Genomic DNA, 22529 nt, shown 5'->3' with positions numbered 1-22529 from the left:
TGGCGGCGGAAGGGTCCTGCAATCGTTTTCGCATTTTCAGGAGGGAGCAGGAGAGTTAGCCCTGGGGTAAAGAACAGATTTGCTTAAAACCACCTCGCATATGGCTGTAATCTGGGGAGTTATTCTGCACGCGGTCGGAGGGTTCGCCTCCGGCAGTTTTTATTTGCCCTACAAAAAAGTTAAGGGCTGGGCCTGGGAAAGCTACTGGCTGGTCGGCGGCATTGTCTCGTGGCTGATTGCCCCGATCGTGCTGGGGGCCCTCACGGTTCCTGATCTGCTGGGCGTACTCCAGGAAGCCTCCACTTCCGACTTGTTGTGGTCCTACATCTGGGGCGCGCTCTGGGGTTTTGGCGGCCTCACCTTTGGCTTGGCCATGCGCTACCTGGGGCTGTCGTTGGGCATGGCGGTTACGCTGGGCCTGTGCGCCGTATTTGGCACCGTGATGCCGCCCATCTGGAAAGCCGAGTTTGGCCAGCTGATGGGCTCCGACTCGGGCCGCGCGGTGCTGATGGGCCTGGTGGTGTGCGTAGCCGGTATCCTGATTTGCGGCTTGGCCGGCGTGATGAAGGAAAAGTCGCTGTCGGCGGAAGAAAAGCGCGCCTCTATTGCCGAGTTCGACCTGCGCAAGGGTTTGCTTGTGGCCATTTTCTCGGGCGTGATGAGCGCCTGCATGTCGTTTGGCCTCGATGCCGGGCAAGGCATTGCCGAGCTGGCCGTGCAGCACGGCGCCGACCCTTTGTATAAGAACAACGCCATTCTGGTGGTAATCCTGCTTGGCGGGCTTACCACCAACGGGTTGTGGTGCCTGTACCTCAACTTCCGCAACAAAACCTTCTCCGACTACACCAACGTGTCGGCGCCCATTGCGCGAAACATCTTCTTTTGTGCACTGGCCGGCCTTACCTGGTACCTGCAGTTCTTTTTCTATGGCATGGGAGATACGCAGCTGGGCGACTTCCGCTTTTCGGGCTGGACGCTGCACATGGCCTTTATCATCACCTTCAGCTCGCTATGGGGCTTGTACCTGCACGAGTGGCGCGGGGCCAACCGCCTCACCATGCGCACCGTTACGGCGGGCATTGTGGCGGTGGTGCTCTCCACGGTAATTGTGGGCTACGGCAACTACCTGGGCTCGCAGCCGCAGGCCGAGGCTAAAGCCCCCGCCCCCAGCAGCGCCCCGGCACCCGAAGTAGCCCCAGTGCAAAACGTAGTAGACCGGCATTGAACATTCGAATTATCCACGCGCCGATTACCGCATAAGTGAGTGAAACAAGAGCGGGCAGCCACTGGCTGCCCGCTCTTGTTTTGTGGCCTAGGTGATGGTGGAATTGTGCTTGCATGAGGAGGCTACTCACCTGATTACTGCCCCAACAGAGCGCTGATTCTTGACGCTGCTACGGCAGCATACGACTCTAGCAACTTGGCCAGGTGTAGCTGCCTTAGGATTACCCAGTGCTTGCACTGAGCAGGGGGAAGCCTGCTTTGCAAAGAATCTAAACACCTGCTTGGGTCGGGTTAGCCTCTCGGGTACCCTCCTGCAAGCTGCATGCAGGACGCAAAAAATAGTTGGCTATAATCGGTATTACCCTAGGTTTAAGGATTGCACTGAGCGGCTGTGGTAGGAATATGACCAAAAACAGGGGCGGTTTAACCGCTCCCGGGCGGAGTGCAATGCCAGATGAAAAAGATGAATTCCGGGGATTGCGAATCCAAACAGTAGTCTACAGGAAGGTTTCGGTAGAGATGGAAAATAGTTTGGGCCAAGAATTCAGTGCCATCCCACTCAACTTCTCTCGATAGACCATGAAAAAAATCTACGGTTGGCAACGGTATCAGCCCCAGGCAGCTTTGTCGCTGCTGCTGCTGGCTGCGCCGGGCCTGGTACCGCACCAAGCCCTTGCAACAACGGTCCTATCGCCGGTACAATGGCAACTCACGGGTAAAGTAGTGTCCGAAAAAGGCGAAGGCCTGCCGGGCGTTACGGTGGCGCTGAAGGGCACCACCATCGGCGTGAGCACCGGCGTTGATGGCAGCTTTACGCTGTCGGTGCCCGAAACCGGCGGTACGCTGGTATTTAGCTACGTAGGCTTTCAGTCCGTCGAGCGAAGCTTCACGGGTGAAACCACGCTAAGCGTAACCCTGAAGGAAGACACCAAAGCCCTCGAGGAAGTACTGGTAGTGGGCTACGGTACGCAAAAGAAAGCCGACGTTACCGGCGCCATTGCTACACTCGATGCTACCAAGCTGGAGGAGCGCCCCATTATCCGCGTCGATCAGGCGCTCATCGGGCAGCTGGCTGGCGTACAGGTGCAACAGAACACCGGCCTGCCGGGCCGCGGCTTCAACGTTCAGGTGCGCGGCAACGGCTCCATCACGGCCAACAACCAGCCCCTGTACGTTATCGACGGCTTTCCGCTCGAGGCTACCTCGCCCAACGGCAACGGCAACTACAACACCGGCAGCCCGCTAGACAACATCAACCCCAACGACATTGAGCGCATCGAGGTGCTGAAAGACGCCGCGGCGGCCGCCATCTACGGCTCGCGCGCGGCCAACGGGGTGGTGCTGGTAACCACCAAGCGCGGCAAAACGGGCAAGCCGCAAATCAACTTCAACACCTACGCCGGGGTGTCGATGATGGCTAAGAAGCTCGACTTGCTCTCGGCCGAGGAGTGGGTGGAGCGCGCCACCGAAATTATCAACACCAACTGGGTGAAATCGGGCCCGAACCGCACGGCCGGCCAAACCAACGAGCAGCGCCGCCAGATTCTGGGCCTGGCGCCCGGCACCGTGAACACCTCGCTTATGACCGACGACCGGTGGTTTGAGCCCGGCCACCCCGGCCTGGCCTACATCGATTGGCAGGACGAGATTTTCCGGACTGGCAAGGTGCAGAACTACCAGGTATCGGCCAGCGGCGCGACCAACAACGTCAACTACTACGTTTCGGGCAACTACACCGATCAGCAGGGCATTGTAATTGGTGTGGACTACAAGCGCTACTCGGCCCGCGCCAACATGGAGGTAATTGCCTCCGATAAGCTGAAGTTTGGCCTGAACGTGACGCCGACCTACTCCGTGTCGCGCGACCCCGGCGTGGAAGGCAAGGACAACCTCGCCCAGAAGTTTATCACGATGGTGCCGGTGGCCGAAGCCTCGGCCGGCGTGTACACCAACTACGGCGACAACGACCGGTACGCCTGGGCCGGCACCAGCATCAGCCCGGTGGGCGAGCTGCAAAACCGCCAGCAGCGCACCACCAACTTCCGCACCCTCAGCACGCTCTTCGGCGAGTACGAGTTCATCAAGGGCCTGCGCGGCCGGGTTTCGGTAAACCTCGACAACACCGACTCGCGCGCCAAGTCCTATATCCCCAACTCCCGGCTTATCGGCGGCGGGGCCACGGGTACCTACAGCGGCTACCGCCGGCAGGCCTTCGTGAACGAAAACACCCTGTCGTACAACAAGGTCATTGCCGATAAGCACGACCTCGCGGTACTGGGCGGCTACTCCTACAACTTCTTTAAAACCGAAACCGACAAGCTGAAGTCGTCGGGCGGGTTTGTAAACGGAGCGGTTACCACGCTCAACGGCGCTACCAACATCACCGGCACCGCCGACAACGGCACTTCCGAAACCCAAAACGTGCTGCAATCGGTGTTTGGCCGCGTGCAGTACTCCTTCGACGGCAAGTACCTGTTTACGGCCAGCGTCCGCCGCGACGGGTCCTCGCGCTTTGGCCAGGAGCGGCGCTGGGGCATTTTCCCGGCCGGCTCGGTGGGCTGGCGCATCTCGCAGGAAAGCTTTATGCAGGGTATGCCTGCCATCAGCGACCTGAAACTACGCGGCAGCTTTGGTATGTCGGGCAACAACGGCATCGGCGACTACAGCAGCATTGCTACCCTGGGCATCTACAACTACACCTTCGGCGGCACGGCCAGCACCACCGGTACGCTGGCGGCCGGCCAGGCGCCCAACGCCTCGCCCAACGCCCAATTGCGCTGGGAGAAGTCGCGCACCATCGACGTAGGCGTGGATTACGGCCTGTTCAAGAACCGCATCTACGGTTCGTTTGACTACTACACTAAAACCAGCCAGGATTTGCTGCTGCGTTTGCCGGTGCCGAGCGCCTCGGGCTTCGAGTCGCAGCTGGTTAACATCGGCGAGGTGCAGAACCGCGGCTGGGAAGTGGAGCTGAAAACCCGCAACCTGAACACCGGCGGCTTTGAGTGGAATACCTCCCTCAACTTCGCCCACAACCAGAACGAGGTCAAGCACCTAGGGCCCGGCGACGCCACCATCGAAATTGCCTCGCCCTACGGCGCTTCCAGCACCCTGCTGATGGTGGGCCAGCCGATGTACGTGTTCTACGCCATCAAGCAGACGGGCATTTTGTCGCAGGCCGATATGGACAGCCAGGTGCCGATTATCCAGGGGCAGACCGTGGGTGACCCGAAGTACCTCGATGCAAACGGCGACGGCGTAATCACCGACAAAGACCGCGTAATCATCGGCCAGCCTAACCCCAAGTACACTTGGGGCATCACCAACAGCTTCAGCTACAAAGGCTTCGATTTAAGCGTGTTGGTGCAGGGCCAGAACGGCGGGCAGCTGTACTCGCTAATCGGCCGGGCAATTGATAACAGCGGCATGGGCGTGCCGCAGAACGTACTGGGCCTGCAGCGCGACCGGTGGCGCAGCGAGGAAAACCCCGGCGCCGGGGAACGGGGCAAAGCCGTTACCAACTTCTCGCCCCTGAAGAGCGACTCCTGGCTGTACTCCACCAACTACGTGCGGGTACGCAACATCACCCTGGGTTACAACCTCGGCAACCTCATTAGCAAGCGGGTGGCGCAGGGGGCCCGCATCTACGTGTCGGCCGAAAACTTCTTCGGGCACGACACTTACCGCGGCGGCTACAACGTGGATGCCGTGAACTCCGACACGGGCGGGAGCGGCTTCTCGGTAGGCACCGACTACGGCGGATTGCCCCTGACTAAATCGATGACCCTTGGCCTGAACGTGACTTTCTAAATAAGTAACAGGTAACACCTGACCGGGAACACGCCCGGCTTAAGCCACTGGTTCCCGGTCACCTGCGCACCTGTCACTTCCTCTCGACATTCCCGATGAAAAAGATTTTTCTCCTGCTTGCGGCCGCCGCGCTCTTCACCGCCACCGGCTGCGAAGACCTGGATCAGGCGCCCATCTCGTCCGGCTCGGTGCCCACGTTCTACAAGTCGCCCGACGATTTCAACCAGGGCTTGACGGCGGTGTACAGCGCCCTGCGCAACTACCCCGACCGCACGCTGACTATGTCGGAAACCCGCTCCGACAACATTTACGGCGTGAGCACGCAGGGTCTGCGCACCTGGGAGCCCATCAACAACTTCTCCACTGGCATTGTGGCCAATGAGTACCCGGCCGATACCTGGAGCGCTGACTACCTAGGGATTTACCGCGCCAACGTGCTGCTCGATCAGCTCGAGAAAAACAGCTCGGTACTCACGGAGGACCTGCGCAAGCGCACCGAGGCGCAAGCCCGTTTTCTGCGTGCGTTTTTCTACCTCGATCTGGTGCGCTACTTCGGCCGCGTGCCGCTGATCGACAAGCCGCTGGAGCCGCAGGAAGTCGCCAAAATCCAGCGCGCCAACGTGGCCGACATCTATAACCTGATGATTGCCGACCTGGAGTACGCCGCGGCCAACCTGCCCGCCAGCTACCCCGCCGCCGAGGCCGGTCGGGTTACTTCGGGTGCCGCTAAGGGCTTCCTGGCGCTTACTTACATGACGCGCTCGGGTGCTACCTACAACATCCAGGGCCCCGGCCTGGGCACCAACGACTACGCCACCGCCCTGCGCCTGCTGAACGAGGTAATTGCCAGCAACCAGTACTCGCTCGTTACCGCGGCCGGTACGGCCGGCAGCCCCTACGCCAACGTGTTCTCGTACACCAACGAAGGGAACCGCGAGGTGGTATTTGATATTCAGTACCTGAGCGGCGGCACGGGCCTGGGAGCCGGTTATCCGTCCATCCTAGTCAACAACAACTACTTCGCCTCCATCGGGGTGGGTACTACCTTCGGCACCGGCGACGAGCTGCGGGCCGCCGCCGACGACCTGCTGCGCTCGTACCCGACCGGCGACCAGCGCAAGGCGTTTACCTACCAGATCGGCTACACCGGTGGTGGCGTTACCGAATCGCGCGCCGCTTTCAAGAAGTACATCGACGGGCCTAAGCGCGGCACCTCGCGCACCGACTGGCCCATCAACTTCATCGTGATGCGCTACGCCGACATCTTGCTGCTCAAGGCCGAGTGCATTTTGCAGGGTGGGGGCGGCAGCCAGGCCGAGGCCCTCACCATCGTAAATCAGATTCGCACCCGCGCGGGCATTACCGCCCCGCTCACCAGCGTTAACCTCAGCACCCTGCTCGAGGAGCGCCGCCGCGAGTTTGCCGGCGAAGGCCTGCGCTGGCACGATCTGGTGCGCACCGGCCAGATGCTGACCGTGATGAACGACTGGATTGCCAAGGAAGATACCCGCAACCGCATTCGTAAGCCACTCAACGCTAACGATGTGTTGTACCCCGTGCCGCAGCAGGAGCTGGCTGCCTCTTCGTACCTGTACGAGCAGAATCCGGGCTACTAACCGCTGGCAGCATACCTAGTACTCGGCCCGGATATCTTTAGTCAGAAGAGTATCCGGGCCGTTTTCTTACCCCTGAGAGGATGAGCAGAAGCCGCTTCGGCGCCCACCCGGCCGCAACCCGTTTACCCAAGGCTAACCGCACCTGGCAGCTGCTGCTAGCTGGCTTAGCGCTGCTGGCAACGCCTGCCCAGGCGCAAGTGCAAGTAGCTGCCGAGCCTGGGCTGTGGCACCACCAGCCACGCAGCCTGCGCTACCAGCCCGAGGGCGAGGATTTCGTTATCCGGAACGGCAACCGGCGGTTTACGCGCGCCCTCTACGGCACGAACACGGCCTTCCGGGTGGAAGCCGGCGACCTGCCCGAGTTTGCTTTGTACCTGCCGGGCATGGGTGGTAATCTGAAGTTTGGCTTGCTGGCCGGCGGGCAAAGCAAGTGGCTTACGCAAGCCAGCCAGATTGAGGCGCGCTACCGCCCCGGCGCCATGCTCTATGAAATCCAGGATCCAATCCTAGGTGCCCAGGGCCGGCTGCTGCTCACGGTGCTGGCCATGGCCGATGCCGAGGGTGCGTTGGTGAAGGCCGAGTTTCAAAACGTAGCGCCCAATCAGGTAAGCTTTGTGTGGGCGTTTGGCGGCGTAACAGGTAAAAAGTTCAGCCGCGACGGCGACATCGGCGCCGACCCGGAATCAAACTTCTACCTCAAGCCCGAAAACTGCCGCGGCAACAGCATTACGCTCAGCGGCAGCAGCTTTGCGCTGGCCTACGGCGCCGAAGTAAAAGCCCCGAACGGTACCGCCGCGCGCCGGCAGCTCCAAGGAGTGATGCCCACGCAAAGCAAGCTCCGGGTTACCAATGCTACCCAGCAGGAAACGCCCGCGGCGCTGTGGGCCGCTAGCGTGGCTGATGCACCGGCTGTAGCTGGGCAAGTAGGAGTGAAGCAAGGCGAGGCACTGTACTTCGCGGTGCTGAAAGCTCCTGAAGTGGCCTCGGCCAAGAGCACCCCGCTGCGCTACGCTGATTTGCCTAGAGCCTTTACCGCCGCCGAGCAGGCCCGGCGGCAGCTAACCGGCCGCGTGAAGGTGAGCACGCCCGATCCTTTCCTGAATACCCTGGGTGGGGCGCTTAGCGTAGCCGCCGATGCCATTTGGGAGGAGCCCTCGTACATGCACGGCGCGGTGGCTTGGCGCATGCGCCTGAACGGCTGGCGCGGCCCCTACGCCGCCGATCCGCTGGGCTGGCACGACCGCGCCAGGCAGCACTTTCGAGCCTACGCGCAGTCGCAGCTGGAGCAGCCCGAAATTGGCCCGGTAGCCATGGATACGGCCCTGAACCTGGCCCGCCACCAGGAGAAGCTAGGCAACGCGGTATTCAGCCGGGGCTACATCAGCCGCAACCCCGGCGGCGACTTCCGCCCGCACCACTACGACATGAACCTGGTGTTCATCGACGAGCTGCTGCGCCACTTGCGCTGGACCGGCGACCTAGGCTTTGTGCGCGAGATGTGGCCGGTGCTCAGCCGCCACCTGGCTTGGGAAAAGCGCAACTTCGACCCCGACGGCGATGGGCTTTACGACGCTTACGCCGCCATTTGGGCTTCCGATGCGCTGCAGTACAGTGGCGGCGGCGTTACGCACTCCTCGGCCTATAACTACCTGGCCAACCAGATGGCCGCCGAACTGGCCTCGCGCATCGGCCAGGACCCCGCGCCGTACCGCCAGGAGGCGGCCCGCATCAAGCAAGCTCTTAACTCGCGCCTCTGGATGCCCGCCAAGGGTTGGTACGCCGAGTACCAGGATGCCCTAGGTCTGAAACAGCTGCACCCCGCAGCGGGGCTCTGGACAGTGTACCACGCCCTCGACTCGGAGGTGCCCGATGCTTTTCAGGCCTATCAGGCACTGCGCTACGTGGAAAGCGAGCTGCCGCGCATACCCGTGCGCGCCGCCGGCCTGTCCGACGACGGCTACTACCTGCTTTCAACCACCAACTGGCAGCCCTACGATTGGTCCATCAACAACGTGGCCCTGGCCGAGGTGCTGCACACCACGCTGGCCAATTGGCAGGCCGGCCGCGCCGACGAAGCGTTTAAGCTCTGGAAAAGCGCCCTGCTCGAAAGCATGTACCTGGGCTCCAGTCCCGGCAACTTTCAGCAGGTATCGTTTTACGATGCCAACCGCGGCGAGCTTTACCGCGACTTTGCCGACCCCATTGGCGTAGCGGCCCGCTCGTTGGTGGAGGGCTTGTTCGGCATCCGGCCCGACGCGCTCAGCGGCACGCTGCTGGTGCGCCCCGGCCTGCCTTCGGCCTGGAACCAGGCGGCCCTCACGGTGCCCGATGTCAGCTTCGACTTCCGGCGCGAGGGCACCCGCGAAACCTACACCCTGGCCTCGCGCTTGCCGCAGCCGCTCAAGCTGCGCCTGCAAGTGCCCGCCCGCGCTGCCAACGTGCAGGGCGTGCAGGTAAACGGCCGCCCCGCGGAGTGGAAAAACCTGCCCGATGCGGTAGGGCGCCCCACCATCGAAATTGCTGCCGAGCCCGCTAGCAATTACGTGGTTGAAATTTACTGGCAGGGCGAGGCACCTGCCGTAGCCGCTCCCGAAACGGTTTACCCCCGCGGCAGCACGTACGCGGCCCGTTTCCCGCAGGCGAGTATCCTGAAGGTATTCGACCCGCAGCAAGTGCTGCGGGAGGTGCGCACCAGCGGTGGCGAGCTAACGGCCCAGGTAGCGGGCGAGCAGGGCAGCCGCACGGCTTTCGTGCAGCTGCAGCAGGGCGCGCTGTCGTGGTGGGAGCCGCTGCGCCTGCGCGTGAAACCCACCGCTGAAATCGTGGGCTACACCGAGCAGGCCGATGGCTCGCTGCGCTTCCGGGTGCAGAACTATGCGGGCACGCCGCTGCAAGGCAAGCTGCAGCTAAACCACGGCAAAGCGGCTTACACCACCAACGTAACCGCCGCGGCCCTAGGTGCTTCCGAGCTGATTACCATTCCGGCCGCTCACGCCAGTACCGGCCGCAACCACCTCAGCCTGCAGGTAAACGGCCAGCCCGTGGCTACCCAGCAACTCCTGACCTGGACGCGCCCCGCCGCTGTCACCAGCAAGTGGGAGAAAGTTGACCTAGGGCGCTACTTCAACGACGAGGTCGGCAACATCTTCCGGGCCGACAAGTACGTGTCGCCGCGGCCGGCGGGTCCCACGCTGCAGCTGCCCACGCAGGGCATCGGCAACTGGTGCTACCCGCTCGTGCTGCCCAAGATCGACGACGCGGGGCTGCGCCAGAAAGCCGGCGCCAACAACGAGATACAACTGCCCGTGGGCGTGCCGCTGCAAACGCCCGGCGCGGCTGGCGCCAAGAACATCCTGTTCGTGTCGCAGTGGGATAATTACCCCGAGCAGGCAACCGTGCCCCTGAAAGGCCGCGCCTCGCACGCCTACCTGCTGATGGCCGGCTCCACCAACCCCATGCAAAGCCAGCTAACCAATGGCGAGGTGGTGGTGCAGTACAGCGATGGGAGCACCGCTACGCTGCCGCTGCGCAACCCCGACACGTGGTGGCCCATTGAGCAGGACTACGCCGACGACGGCTTTGCCTTCCAGACGGGCGCGCCCAAGCCTTTCCGCGTGCACCTGAAATCGGGCCTGATCACGCGCGAGTTCAAGGAGTACGGCAGCATCAAAGGCTTCAGCACCCGCACCGTTGAGGGCGGGGCCGCTACCGTGCTCGATTTACCCCTCGACCCGAGCAAAAAACTCAAAAGCCTCACCGTGCGCGCCCTAGCCAACGATGTGGTAATCGGCCTGATGAGCGTGACCCTCAACCGCAATTAACCTCAGTTTGCCTGCTGGGAGCCACCGCGCCCAGCAAGCCCCACCCAGGCGCTTTCAGCAGCGCCGCATTGCCCTCCGCCCATGTTCCCGAACCGCCTTTTTCTTTCGTTGCTTGGCCTAGGTGCCGTAGCCCTGACCAGCACTCAGGGGCTGGCGCAGGCCATCAACCGGCAAGCCGTGGTTGAGCGCCACAAAGTGCTGAACACCCGTACCGATTCGTTGTCGTCGCTCACCGTAGGCAACGGCGCTTTTGCCTTCACCACCGACATTACCGGCCTGCAGAGCTTTCCGGAGTACTACCAGAAGGGCGTGCCCCTGGGTACGCAGTCGGAGTGGGGCTGGCACAGCTTCCCGAACACCCAGAACTACCAGGTGGAGGAGGCCCAACGCACCTACGACCTCAACGGCCGCAAGATCCCCTACACGGTGCAGGTGAAAGCCCCCGAGCGCAACAAAGGCGCGGTGGATTTCCTACGGGCCAACCCGCACCGCCTGCAGCTGGGCAACCTAGGGTTTGTTCTGCTGAAGAAAGACGGCTCGCGCGCCACCATCAAAGACCTGCGCGACATTCGGCAGGAGCTGAACCCCTGGACGGGCGAAATCCGCAGCCATTTTACCCTCGAAGGCACGCCCGTTGACGTGCTGACGGTGGGCCACCAGGAGCAGGACCTCGTGGCCGTGCAAGTGAAGTCGCCGCTGCTGCGGCAACAGCGGCTGAAAGTAGCCCTACGCCTGCCGTACCCCACGGCCGAGTGGACGGACGAAGGCGTAAACTACCAGCACGCCGACAAGCACACGTCGCGTATCGAGTCGCAAAAGGGCAAGGGCGCGGTAGTGTCGCACCGCCTCGACAACGACCAGTACTTTGTGAGCTTCGGCTGGAGCGGCGACGCCAAGCTCGCGCAAGGCCAACCCCACGAATTTGTGCTAACGCCCGGCGGCAAGCAGGACGTGCTGGAGCTGGGCACCCGCTTTGCCAGCCGCGACCTAGGCGCTGTGCCCACGTTTGCCGACGCCCAGAAAAACAGCCAAAGCAAGTGGAAAGCTTTCTGGCAAAGTGGCGGAGCTATTGACTTCGGGGCCACCGCCGACCCGCGCGCCAAGGAGCTGGAGCGCCGCATGATTTTGTCGCAGTACCTCATCCGGTCGCAGGAAACCGGGCAGTTTCCGCCGCAAGAAACCGGCCTTACCTACAACAGCTGGTTTGGCAAGCCCCACCTCGAAATGCACTGGTGGCACGCCATGCACTACGGGCTGTGGGGCCGCACCGAGCTGCTCGAGAAAAGCCTCGACTGGTACCTGCGCCCCGAGATTGTAGCCGGGGCCAAAGCCATTGCCCAACGGCAAGGTTTCGAGGGGGTGCGCTGGCAAAAAATGACCGACAACGAGGGCCGTGAAGCACCGTCGTCGGTGGGCGCGTTCCTGATCTGGCAGCAGCCGCACTTCATCCACATGGCCGAGCTGGTGCGCCGCGACCGGAATACCGCCGCTGTGCAGAAGAAGTACCAGGACCTGGTGTTTGCCACCGCCGATTTCATGGCCTCGTACCCCTTCTATGAAAAGGAGAAGGACCGCTTCATCCTCGGCAAAGGCCTCATTCCGGCGCAGGAGCGCTTTAAGGCCGAAGAAACCTTTAATCCCACCTACGAGCTGGTGTACTGGAACTGGGCCCTGAACACCGCCCAGGAGTGGCGCAAGCGGGCCGGTTTGCCGCGCAACCAAAAGTGGGATGCCGTGCTGCAAAAGCTCTCGAAGCTGCCCGAAGCAGGCGGCGTGTACCTGGCCACCGAAAGCGCCACCGACTCTTACACCAACCCCGAGTTCAAAACCGACCACCCCTCGGTATTGGGTGCCCTAGGTATGATGCCCGTCACCGGGCAACAGGATGCCAACACCATGCGTCGCACTTTCGACTTGGTGTGGAAGGACTGGACCTGGAACCACACCTGGGGCTGGGATTTCCCGATGACCTCCATGACGGCTACTCGCCTGGGGCTCCCCGACAAAGCCGTGGATGCGCTGCTAATGCCAATCCGCACGAACACCTACCTGCCCAACGGGCACAACTTCCAGGATGACCGACTGCGCGTGTACCTGCCCGGCAACGGCGGGCTACTAGCCGCCGTGGCGCTTATGTGCGCCGGCTACGACGGCAACAAAACGCCCAACCCCGGCATCCCGACGGGCTGGACGGTGAAGTGGGAGGGCCTGAAGCCCATGCCCTAGGTGCCACCGCCTGCCACAACCCATTTACCCCAGCGCGCTCAGGCGCATCCACCCCACCATGCAAAAAGCCCTTCCGATACTTTCCGCCCTGCTGCTAACGGCCGGCTCAGCCGCCGCGCAGAGCTTTGCGCCCACCTTGCCCAAGGTAAACCTCACTCAGTTTCGGGCCGATACGTTTGCCATTACCAAGTACGGCGCCGTGCCCGATGGCGTAACGGCCAACACAGCCGCCATTCAGCAGGCCATTGAGGCCTGCAGCAAAGTCGGCGGGGGCGTGGTACTGGTGCCGCGCGGGCACTGGCGCACCGCTGGCCTGGAGTTGCGTTCCAACGTGAACCTGCACGTGGCCCGCGGCGCTTTGCTGCAGTTTTCCGATCAGCGCTCCGATTACAAGCTGATTAAAACCAACTGGGAAGGATTGGCTGCCGTGCGCAACCAGGCCCTCATCTACGGCCAGAATCTGCAAAACGTAGCCGTTACGGGGCACGGCATCATCGATGGCGCGGGCGAGGCCTGGTGGATGGTGCAGAAAGGCCGCAGCACCGAAAGCGAGTGGAAGCAGCTGGTGGCCTCGGGCGGCGTGCTAAACGAAAAGCAGGACCGCTGGTACCCCTCGGCGCAGGGTCTGCAAGGCGCCACCACCAAGGAAGCCGGCGTGCTTACCCCCGAAAAGCAGAACATCCAGGACTTCGAGGAAATAAAGGACCACCTGCGGCCCGATTTTTTGGCACTCGACCGGTGCCAGCGCATTCTCCTTGAGGGGGTTACGTTTCAGAACTCTCCGGCCTGGACGCTGCACCCCATGATGAGCCAGGACGTGGTAGTGCGCAACGTAACCGTGCGCAACGGCCCCTACACGCCCAACACCGACGCCCTCGACCTGGAGTCGATCAACCGGGCGCTGGTGGAGAACTGCATTTTCGACGTGGGCGACGATGCCATCTGCATCAAGTCGGGCCGCAACGAGCAGGGACGGCAGCGCGCCATGCCCACCGAGAACATTCTGGTGCGCAACTGCACGGTGTACCGCGCCCACGGCGGCTTCGTAATCGGCTCCGAAATGTCGGGCGGGGCGCGCAACATCCACGTGCAGAACCTCACCTGCATTGGCACCGATATTGGCCTGCGCTTTAAAACCACGCGCGGCCGCGGCGGCGTGGTCGAGAACATCTTCATCGAGAACGTGGACATGAAGGACATTCTGAACGAGGCCATTCTGTTCGACATGTACTACATGATCAAAGACCCCACGCCGCAGGTGGCCGGCTCCAAGGAGCGACCCGTTTCGCCCGCCCTGCCCGTGGGGGAGGGAACACCGCTGTTCCGCAAAATCGCGATGCGCAACATTACCTGCAACGGCGCCCGCACCGGCCTGATGGTGCGCGGGCTGCCCGAGCGCGCCATTCAGGAAATCATCCTGGACAACGCCGTGCTGCAAAGCAACAAAGGCCTGGTGTGCATCGAGGCCGAGAAGATTCGGCTTAGGAACGTGACCTTCCTCAGCCGCGACACGGATCCGGTGATGGAAGTGCACAACAGCCAAAACGTTGAGCTGGATGGTATCCGGTACGCACCCGATGCCGCCGTACTGCTGCGCGTGTCGGGCGCCGAAAAAGCCCGGAACGTCCAACTGCGCAACACCGATGCCAGCAAGTCTAGGCAGGCGGTTGAATACGGCGCCGGCGTGAAGAAGAAAGTGTTGACGCTGGCCCGGCAATAGCCGCTTAGGCATTGCGACCTGCCGCTTAGCGACTCCCAGCAAACCCGGTTACCATCCGAAGCCCTACCAACTGCGCTTGCAAAAGGCAAAGATTTATCCTAAACGGATTTACCTTTTGCCTGACTATGCGGCTTCAGGACGCTGGATAGGGTCTTTGAAGGTCGGTTGGTAATCAGGGCTTGGGTTTTTCACAACCATCAACCATGCTCCGTGCGGGCATTTGCTTAAGTATGACGCGCTACCAAATTGTGCTATTAGCCTTACTGCTGCTCGTAAATCAGTTGGCTGCGGCCCAGGCTCCGGCTGCCAAACCGTGGTCCGTACGCATGGCCGATTCGTTTATGCGGTGGTACCCCGATAGCGTGCCGGCCGTGCGCAACAAAGCCGCCCGCTGGGGCTACGAGCATGGCCTTATGCTCAAGGCCGTAGAGCGCGTGTGGCAGCGCACCGGCCAGCCCCGCTACCTCAACTACGTGGTGCGCACCATGGATCAGGCCATCAACCCCGACGGCAGCATTCAGCGCTACAAGCGCGAGGATTACAACCTCGACAACATCAACGCGGGGCGGGTGCTGCTCACGCTGATGCAGCAACCAAATTTGCCCCGCCGCGAGCAGTACAAGCAGGCTGCGCAAACCTTGCAGCAGCAGCTAGAGGCGCAGCCCAGCACCAAGGAAGGCGGCTACTGGCACAAAAAGCGCTACCCGCACCAAATGTGGCTCGATGGGCTGTACATGGCCGAGCCGTTCGCGGCCGAGTACAGCCGGGTGTTCAAGCAGCCCGAAGGCTATAGCCACGTAGCCAAGCAGTTTGCCTTGGTGGAAAAACACCTGGTAGACGCCAAAACCGGCTTGCTCTACCATGGCTGGGACGAAAGCCGGGAGCAGAGGTGGGCCAACAAGCAAACCGGCCTCTCGCCCAACTTTTGGGGGCGCGGCATGGGCTGGTACGCCATGGCTTTGGTGGATGTACTCGACTATTTTCCCCCGAATCATCCCGAGCGCCAAAACCTGGTGCGCTACCTGCAGCGCCTTGCGCCCGTGCTCGTGAAGTACCAGGACCCCAAAACCGGCTGCTGGTGGCAGGTGTCCGACCAGGGCGGGCGGCCGGGCAACTACGTGGAAGCCTCGGCTTCGTGCATGTTCGTGTACGCGTTGCAAAAGGGCGTGCGCCTCGGCTACCTCGATAAAAAATATGCCAACGCGGCCCGCAAAGGCTACCAGGGCATCCTGAAGCAATTTGTGCAGGAAGAAGCCGACGGAACCCTGACCCTGAACGGCACTGTGAGCGTGGGCGGCCTGGGCGGCACGCCCTACCGCGACGGCAGCTACGAGTACTACCTCTCCGAGCCCCTGCAGCAAAACGACTTCAAGGGCGTGGGGCCGTTCATCATGGCCAGCCTCGAAATGGAGCAGGCCACGAAGCCACTGCCCTAGGTCAGAACAGGTCGTCTTTGGCCGGAGCGGTGTAGGGCTGGGGCTTGGCGGTGGGTTTGGGCAGCCCGAAGAAGAAGTACAAGGTGCGCTTGCGGCGGCCGCTCAGGTGGTTCAGCTCGCTTTGCGGCCCTAGGTTTCTGGTGTCGGCATCGATGTTGAGGGCAAGCTTGGTGCCGAGGGGCGGGATGGCATCGAGGAACGACAAGTTACCGGTGGGCAGCGGCGGAAACGGCTTCACGCCCGACAGGCCGTAGAACTCGAAGAGCCGCACGTACAAACCGGGGTCGGGCGTAGCCACCAGAAACTTGCCTTCCACGGTGTTCATTTCAAGCCAGCTGATGTCGGCAAAGTAGCCCTTGAACTCGGGGTACAGCCACGGCGCGGCACCAGTTTGGGTGTTGTTGTAGGCGTTTTCCCACACGTTGGTTGTTACGCCCTGCAGACGGTTTTTCCAGACGCGGTACGGGCCTTTGCCCAGCCACTTGGCCCCGAGCACGTAGTTTTCGGGGTAGCTGAAGCTGAGGCCGGCAAACGGAAAGTCGCCCTGCAGCGCGTACTCGTAATCGAGCTGTAGCCAGCCCGAGCCGTACATCTTCCAGCGCAGCGCTTTCAGGTCGCCCTCGTAGCGCGCTTCAATTACTTCGCCGCCCGCCTCGGTGCGGTGCTGCAGGCCCACGAAGCGGGCCGTACCGGCCGCCATCACGGGGCCGTTGCCGAAGGATAGTTTGTCGCCGTTGTTGCCGCGCAGGCCGGTAATGCGGCCGTTGAGCTTGCTGAAGGTAACCGTGATGTTAGCGGCTTTAAGCGTAAGGGTAGAGTCGGTTTCGGCTTTCTCTACGACCTGCTGGGCGGGCAACGCCACCACGCCCTCCAGCACCTTAGCGGGGGCACCGGTTGGCCACACCCATTTGTACACCAGGTTCTGCTGCGGGTCGTAGGCCGAGAGCTGCAGGGCGTCGTACTGCTGCCAGTTGTTGGGCAGCTCCAGCTTTAGTTTGCCCTTCGCCAGCGGCGCTACGTTGGGGCTGGTCACTTTGCCCCGTGGGCCCGCCACCGAGCCGGCCAAGGCTTCGCCGGGCCTGCGGTAGTTCAGCAGCTCCCACTGAAAGTGGCATTGCCCTAGGTTGGTAAAGTGGTAGCGGTTCTCGACCTCGATCACGCCCTTGAACTTGGCGGGCAGCTGCGCCAGCGTGATGCGAATAGGGGAGAAGATTTCGCGAATGGCAAAGAAGCTGCCTTCTTTTTCGCGGTGCGGGCCCACCACGCCGTCGGGCGCGTTCACGCCGTTTACGTCGATGATGTTGCGCAGGTCGGTACGCACCAGGCCTTCATCCACCAGGGCCCACAGAAAGCCGCCGCCCGAGCGCGGCGCCTGCCAGTGCAGCTCCCACATCTCCTGCAGGCCCACGGCAGCGCCGCCGTCGTCCTGGGCGTGCAGGAACTCGGTGGGCAGGTAGATAAGCGAATCGGCGAGGATCTTCTGGGTGCTGTAGTAGTTTTCGTAGTGGTTGCAGTCAATGCCGTTGTGCTGGTTGCCGGGGCGGTGGTGAGCATGGATTACGGGCCGGCGCGAGAGGTCGTAGCGGGCAAAGTGGTCGTCGAGCTGCTTGTTGGTGCCGCCTTCGTTGCCGTTGCTCCAGAACAGGATGCTGGGGTGGTTGGCATCGCGCTGCACCATTTCGCGCACCAAGGGCGCGCCGGCTTTGGTGCTGTAGGCCTTTTGCCAGCCGGCCAGCTCATCGAGCACGTACAGACCCAGGGAGTCGCACAGCTCCAGGAAGTGCTTATCGGGCGGGTAATGCGCCATGCGCACCGCGTTCATGTTCATCTCCTTGATGAGCTTCACATCAAGCAAGTGAATTTCGTTGTTGAGGGTGCGGCCGGTTTCGGGCCACCAACTGTGGCGGTTGATGCCCTTGAGCTTCACCTGCGTGCCGTTCACGGAAATGCCCCTGCCGCGCCTGATTTCGATGGTGCGGAAGCCAAACCGCTCGGCTGTTTGGTACAGCACCCGCTCGCCGGCGCGTAGCGTGAGGCGCACGCGGTAGAGGTGGGGCGTCTCCGAGGTCCAGCGCTTGGGCTGGCTGATCTTGGTGGCCAGGTGAACCAGCGTATCGCCGGGCTGCACCGGGGCGGTGGCCGAGCTAATTACTTTGCCCGTCGCGTCGAGGATTTCGGCCTGTACTTGGGCGGGCTGCTGCAGGCCGCGCAGGGAGGCGTTCAGGGCGAAGACCCCATCGGCGCGCGCATCAATGGCGGTGTGAGAGATAAACTGCCGCGGAAAGGCCTCGAGGTATACCGGCCGGAAGATGCCGCCAAACACCCAGTAGTCGGCCAGGCGCTCGGCGTTGTTCACGGAGGCGTCGGCCGACATCTTGCTTACGGTAACTTCCAGCAAGTTGGGCTGGCCGGGCTTGAGCTTATCGGTAATGTCGTAGCGAAAGCGGTAAAACGCGCCCTGGTGAATGGGCCCGGCCAACTGCCCGTTCACTTTTACTTCGGTGTCCGTCATCGAGCCCTCGAACACAATGAACACTTGCTTCTGGCGCCAATCAGCCGGCACGCTGAACGGGTGGCGGTAGCGGCCCTGCTCGTCAGCGAAGCGGAAATTCTTGCCGTAGGTTTTGTAGTCGCGGCCGTAGTTGTAGGCGCCGAAGCCCTGCTGCTCCCAGCACGAAGGCACCTGAATGCTCGTCCAATAGCCGCTTTGCCGCCCGCCGGTGCAGTAAAAATCCCAGGTTTTGGTGTGGGTGTTGTCGGTGCCCGAAAGGTATTGCACCTGTTTGGTGGGGGCGGGTTGTGCCCATAGGGCAGGCGACAAGCCCATCAGCAGCCAGCAGCAAAGCCAGCGCAGCGTACGGTTAGCCATAGCAAAGTGAGCAGCCGAAAGTGGTTGGTCTGCCCAACCTACCCAACTGCGCGGCAACGGGCGTTCTGTAGTGTCCTGCTACCGCCCGCCTGCTTTAGCGCCATCAGCGGGCGGCTGGTCACTGCGACCCGCTGCCGGGGCATCAGGCAAGCAAGAAGGGCCCGGAGCTATTTTCCTGACTAGCGCCATTATTATTTCTTAGGCCCGGCCGAAGGAGCAATTCTCCATAGTTCTCCGTCGGACTCATCCGTGACCACGTACAAGGCACCATCGGGTCCCTGGCGCACATCCCGAATGCGCTGCTTGCGGTCTGAAAGCAGGCGCTCCTCGCCCGTCACGCGGCCCTTTTCAAGCTGCAGGCGTACCAACTCCCGGTCCTTGAGGGCGCCGACAAACAGGTTGCCGCGCCAGGCCGGAAACGCTTCGCCTGAGTAGAACTGCGCCCCCGAGGGCGCGATGACCGGGTCCCAATAATACACCGGGTCCACGAAGCCGGCCTTGGTGGTCACGGCATTGGGGACGGGCTCGCCGGAGTACTCCTCCCCGAAGGTCACCAGGGGCCAACCGTAGTTCTTGCCCCCCTCGAGGCGGTTTAGCTCGTCGCCCCCCTGCGGGCCCATGTCCACGGACCACAGCTGTCCACTCGCGTCAAAGGCCAGGGATTGCACGTTGCGCTGCCCAACCGTCCAGATTTCGGGCAGCGCGCCGGCTTGCCCGATAAACGGATTGCCCGGCGCCGGCTGGCCTTCGGAAGTGAGCCGGAGAGTCTTGCCCATGTGGCTGTTTAACTGCTGGGCCTGGGGCCGGATTCCGAGGTCCGAGCGTTCCCCCAGGCTGACGTACAGCAGGCCATCGGGCCCGAAGGCGAGACGGGAGCCGTAGTGCTTGTCGCCGTCGTAGGCGGGCAGGGCGCGGAAGATGACCCGCACCCGCTCCAGGCGCTGCCGGTCGGCGGAAAGCACGCCCTTGGCCACGCTGGTAGCGTTGCCTTTAGCGCCCCGGGGCTCGGAAAACGACCAGTAAATCGTCTGGTCGGCCGAGAAGTTGGGGCTTAGCGCTACGTCAAGCAGCCCGCCCTGTCCGGTGGCATAGACCGCGGGGAGCCCCTGGATGGGCGCCCCAAGCTGGCCCGTGGCCGAGACAATGCGCAGCCTGCCCGGCTTCTCCGTAATCAGCAAATCGCCGTTGGGTAGCGGTTCTACGGCCCAGGGGTGCGAAAGCCCCTTGGCCAGCACCGTTACCGCTACAGCCGGACTTGCCGGCAGTGCAGCGGCCCGGGTTTGTTCGGGGAAAGTCGGACGCTGTTCGGGCACGTTGGCATCGCGGGTTTCGAGGGGAGAGCGGCCGGTAGCGGTGGTGGACTGCTCCGGTGCTGCACCCACCTGCTGAGCACGCTGCTCCTGGCCGGAGCGGTTGCAGGCCATGCTGAAACCAACCAGCAGAAGGACGGAAGCGCTAAGTAGGCGGCATTGATTCATGGGATGAGGTGGTAGAAGCTGGTGGTGGAAGTTGCGGAACAAAGCCAGCACTGAATACGCAGCTGTCCTGGTACTGTTATGCTGACTGTTAGCCGGAATCGGTCAGCCTTTCCCACTACCGGTGCTACCTAGGCGTGGCTACTCCGGGCTACCAAAATGAACGCGCAAGTGCCTAAGCGGGGAGCAATCACTTAGGCTCCGGGGCTGTACCGGCTAGAACCCTTTGTTTAAGGGGCACATCAGCTTAACCATTTGCCAGGCACCTGGTTATCTGCAATTACCGTGAGATTCAGGGGTAGCCGCACACCTGGCTGTTAAACCGGTTAACAAGCGGGTTACTAAAGCAGGGGCATAGGGTCCCGCCCCGTCAACTGCTTCCCCTTTAGTGCGCTCCAACTGGAATTGCCGTTTGCCTCCTACACCTATGCCTGGAAAAGTGATTCGCTTCTGGCCCCTGCTACTGGCCGCTGGCCTGATCCGCGGCGAGGCGTGCGCGCAGGGTGCATTGCCCCGAAATAAGGCCGCCCGCATTCGCCTGGTTGAAAACAGCCTCTTGCCCTACGTGCCGGTGCAGGGCCTGCCGGGCTGGAACCTGCAGGAGCGCATGCGGCACCACCGCGTACCCGGGCTGAGCATTGCCGTGGTCGACAACTTCCGCGTTGATTGGACGAAGGCCTACGGCTGGGCCGACACCACTAAGCGCTTGCCCGTTACGCCAACGACCCTCTTCTCCGCGGGCTCCGTCTCCAAGCCGCTCGCCGCGGCGGCGTCGCTGCTGCTGGTGCAGGAAGGGCGCATGAACCTGGACGCGCCGATCAACTCCTACCTCAAGTCCTGGCAGTTGCCGGAGAATGAGTTCACCCGGCAGCGGGCCGTGACCCTGCGTATGCTGCTCAGCCACCAGGCGGGAACTACCCAGGCGTCGTACTGGGGGTTCACGCCCGACAAGCAAGCCTTGCCCACCATTCTGGACATTGTCAGCGGGCAGCCAGTGGCCGAAAGCCGCCCGGTGGGAGTAAACCAGCTGCCGGGCAGCGGCTTCCAGTATTCAGGTGGCGGCTACATGGTCGCGCAGCTTGCTTTGGCGGAGCAAACCGGCCAGGACCTGGCGGACTTTACCGCGGCGCAGCTGTTTGCCCCCCTGCGCATGCGCAGCACCACATTCGCGCAGCCGCTGCCCGCGGCGCTGCAGCCCCGCGCGGCGTGGGCGTACTCGGAAAATGCCTGGTTTAAGGGCATGCCCTACGTCTACCCCCAACAGGCCGCGGCCGGGCTCTACAGCACCCCGGCGGACTTAGCCCGGTTTATGATCGAGATTCAGCAGGCTTACCGCGGCCGCGGCCAGGTGCTGCGGCAGGCTACGGCGCAGGCCATGCTGACCCCGCAGGTAGACGTGGCCGGCGGTGTGTACCGGGAGCAGATGGGCCTGGGCTTGTTTCTGCTGCAGCGTGCCGATCGCCGCGGTCCGGAAAGCTTGTACTTCGAGCACACCGGGGTGAACGCCGGCTTTCTAACCTACTTTCTGGGCAGCGTAGAAGGTGGGCACGGCGTGGTTATCATGATGAACAACGACGGCGGAGCGGCGGAGCTGGGCAAGGAGCTGCGCCGGGCGGTTGCCCGGGTGTACGGTTGGCCGGACCTGCTGCCGGCGCCCATTCAACCGGTCACGCTGCCCGCCGCCACGCAAGCCGGTTACGCCGGCCGATTCCAGCGTGGTCCCGACGAAGTAATCGCTTTCAGCCCGGCGGGCGACTACCTGCAGGAAACCATCAACGCCGGCCCGCCCATCCTGGCCGTACCGGTGGCGCGCGATACGCTGGCCTTTACCGACTACGCCCTGCGCGGAACCTTTGTCCGCAATTTTGCCGGGGAAATCACCGGCTTTAAAATGGTGGGCAGCGAGCAGGTGATGCCGCGGCTCGCGCCCGACTCCCTGCTGCCAAACGAGCTGCTGCGCGCCGGCCGCATCCCGGAGGCGGTGGCGGCCTACCGGGCCTTGAAGCTCGGCGAGTACCAGCTCACCTACATGGCCTACGAGCAGCTAAACCGCCGCCCCGCCCAACTGCACGCCGCCGAAGGGCTGCTAAGGTTGGCGCTGGAGCAATACCCGCAGTCCGCCGTCGCCCACGCCCGCTGGGGCGACCTGCAGCTGCGCCGGGGCGATAAGGCCGGCGCCATCGCCGCCTACCAAACGGTCCTTCGGCTTAACCCCGAGGATAAGGAGTGCGCCGACAAACTCCGGCAGCTCGGTAAGTAGCCACTTCCTGACAACCCCGCCTGACCACTGCGGCGCTGGTTAGCCCAACGGTGGCCAAGGGTTGAGGGTGCA

General features: G+C 62.6%; 10 protein-coding genes. 8 read left to right on the top strand and 2 right to left on the bottom strand.

The genetic code is table 11. The features are described from left to right. The first annotated feature begins 100 nt into the window (after positions 1–100). The 7 genes from rhaT to ASU33_RS04505 all read left to right on the top strand — a co-directional run bounded on the left by rhaT (position 101) and on the right by ASU33_RS04505 (position 15853). Positions 101–1225, top strand: a complete 1125-nt coding sequence (rhaT, locus tag ASU33_RS04535) for an L-rhamnose/proton symporter RhaT (protein WP_078062876.1) — start codon at positions 101–103, stop codon at positions 1223–1225. A 578-nt stretch (positions 1226–1803) separates the two neighbouring features. Continuing rightward, on the top strand, positions 1804–5034 hold the full coding sequence (locus tag ASU33_RS04530; protein WP_059068654.1) for a SusC/RagA family TonB-linked outer membrane protein: 3231 nt from the start codon (positions 1804–1806) through the stop codon (positions 5032–5034). A gap of 95 nt (positions 5035–5129) precedes the next feature. After that, positions 5130–6650 carry a RagB/SusD family nutrient uptake outer membrane protein gene (locus tag ASU33_RS04525; protein WP_059068652.1) on the top strand — a complete coding sequence of 507 codons (1521 nt, stop codon included), beginning with the start codon at positions 5130–5132 and terminating at the stop codon, positions 6648–6650. Positions 6651–6730: 80 nt separating this feature from the next. After that, positions 6731–10471, top strand: a complete 3741-nt coding sequence (locus tag ASU33_RS04520; RefSeq protein ID WP_059068650.1) for a DUF4450 domain-containing protein — start codon at positions 6731–6733, stop codon at positions 10469–10471. Between the two features lie 81 nt (positions 10472–10552). Then, entirely contained in the window at positions 10553–12697 is a 2145-nt protein-coding gene (locus tag ASU33_RS04515) for a hypothetical protein (RefSeq protein ID WP_059068648.1), read from the top strand. A 58-nt stretch (positions 12698–12755) separates the two neighbouring features. After that, the gene (locus ASU33_RS04510) at positions 12756–14417 is read left to right on the top strand and encodes a glycoside hydrolase family 28 protein (RefSeq protein WP_059068646.1); all 1662 of its coding nucleotides are present in this window, start codon (positions 12756–12758) and stop codon (positions 14415–14417) included. A gap of 230 nt (positions 14418–14647) precedes the next feature. After that, positions 14648–15853, top strand: coding sequence for a glycoside hydrolase family 88/105 protein (locus ASU33_RS04505; protein ID WP_059068644.1), 1206 nt, complete (start codon positions 14648–14650; stop codon positions 15851–15853). A gap of 1 nt (position 15854) precedes the next feature. Here ASU33_RS04505 and ASU33_RS04500 read toward each other — a convergent pair whose 3' ends face one another. Continuing rightward, a complete protein-coding gene (locus ASU33_RS04500; RefSeq protein WP_059068643.1) occupies positions 15855–18722 on the bottom strand; it encodes a glycoside hydrolase family 2 protein in 2868 nt (955 codons plus the stop codon). 191 nt (positions 18723–18913) lie between these two features. Continuing rightward, positions 18914–20200 (bottom strand): PQQ-dependent sugar dehydrogenase, encoded by a 1287-nt coding sequence (locus ASU33_RS04495; RefSeq protein WP_173664826.1) that lies wholly within the window; start codon positions 20198–20200, stop codon positions 18914–18916. A gap of 424 nt (positions 20201–20624) precedes the next feature. On the opposite strand from ASU33_RS04495, the gene ASU33_RS04490 reads away from it, so the two are divergent. Beyond that, positions 20625–22457 (top strand): serine hydrolase domain-containing protein, encoded by a 1833-nt coding sequence (locus ASU33_RS04490; protein ID WP_059068639.1) that lies wholly within the window; start codon positions 20625–20627, stop codon positions 22455–22457. The last annotated feature ends 72 nt before the right edge of the window (positions 22458–22529 follow it).

It is taken from the genome of Solirubrum puertoriconensis (assembly GCF_001483135.1).
GTDB lineage: Bacteria > Bacteroidota > Bacteroidia > Cytophagales > Hymenobacteraceae > Solirubrum > Solirubrum puertoriconensis.
The sequence above is the reverse complement of the archived record's forward strand: the minus strand, read 5'-3'. Positions and strand labels throughout refer to the sequence as shown.

Bases quoted from the DNA above. Each gene is read 5' to 3' on its own strand.
- rhaT (WP_078062876.1), top strand. From the start codon at position 101: ATGGCTGTAATCTGGGGAGTTATTCTGCACGCGGTCGGAGGGTTCGCC.
- ASU33_RS04530 (WP_059068654.1), top strand. From the start codon at position 1,804: ATGAAAAAAATCTACGGTTGGCAACGGTATCAGCCCCAGGCAGCTTTG.
- ASU33_RS04525 (WP_059068652.1), top strand. From the start codon at position 5,130: ATGAAAAAGATTTTTCTCCTGCTTGCGGCCGCCGCGCTCTTCACCGCC.
- ASU33_RS04520 (WP_059068650.1), top strand. From the start codon at position 6,731: ATGAGCAGAAGCCGCTTCGGCGCCCACCCGGCCGCAACCCGTTTACCC.
- ASU33_RS04515 (WP_059068648.1), top strand. From the start codon at position 10,553: ATGTTCCCGAACCGCCTTTTTCTTTCGTTGCTTGGCCTAGGTGCCGTA.
- ASU33_RS04510 (WP_059068646.1), top strand. From the start codon at position 12,756: ATGCAAAAAGCCCTTCCGATACTTTCCGCCCTGCTGCTAACGGCCGGC.
- ASU33_RS04505 (WP_059068644.1), top strand. From the start codon at position 14,648: ATGACGCGCTACCAAATTGTGCTATTAGCCTTACTGCTGCTCGTAAAT.
- ASU33_RS04500 (WP_059068643.1), bottom strand. From the start codon at position 18,722: ATGGCTAACCGTACGCTGCGCTGGCTTTGCTGCTGGCTGCTGATGGGC.
- ASU33_RS04495 (WP_173664826.1), bottom strand. From the start codon at position 20,200: ATGAATCAATGCCGCCTACTTAGCGCTTCCGTCCTTCTGCTGGTTGGT.
- ASU33_RS04490 (WP_059068639.1), top strand. From the start codon at position 20,625: ATGCCTGGAAAAGTGATTCGCTTCTGGCCCCTGCTACTGGCCGCTGGC.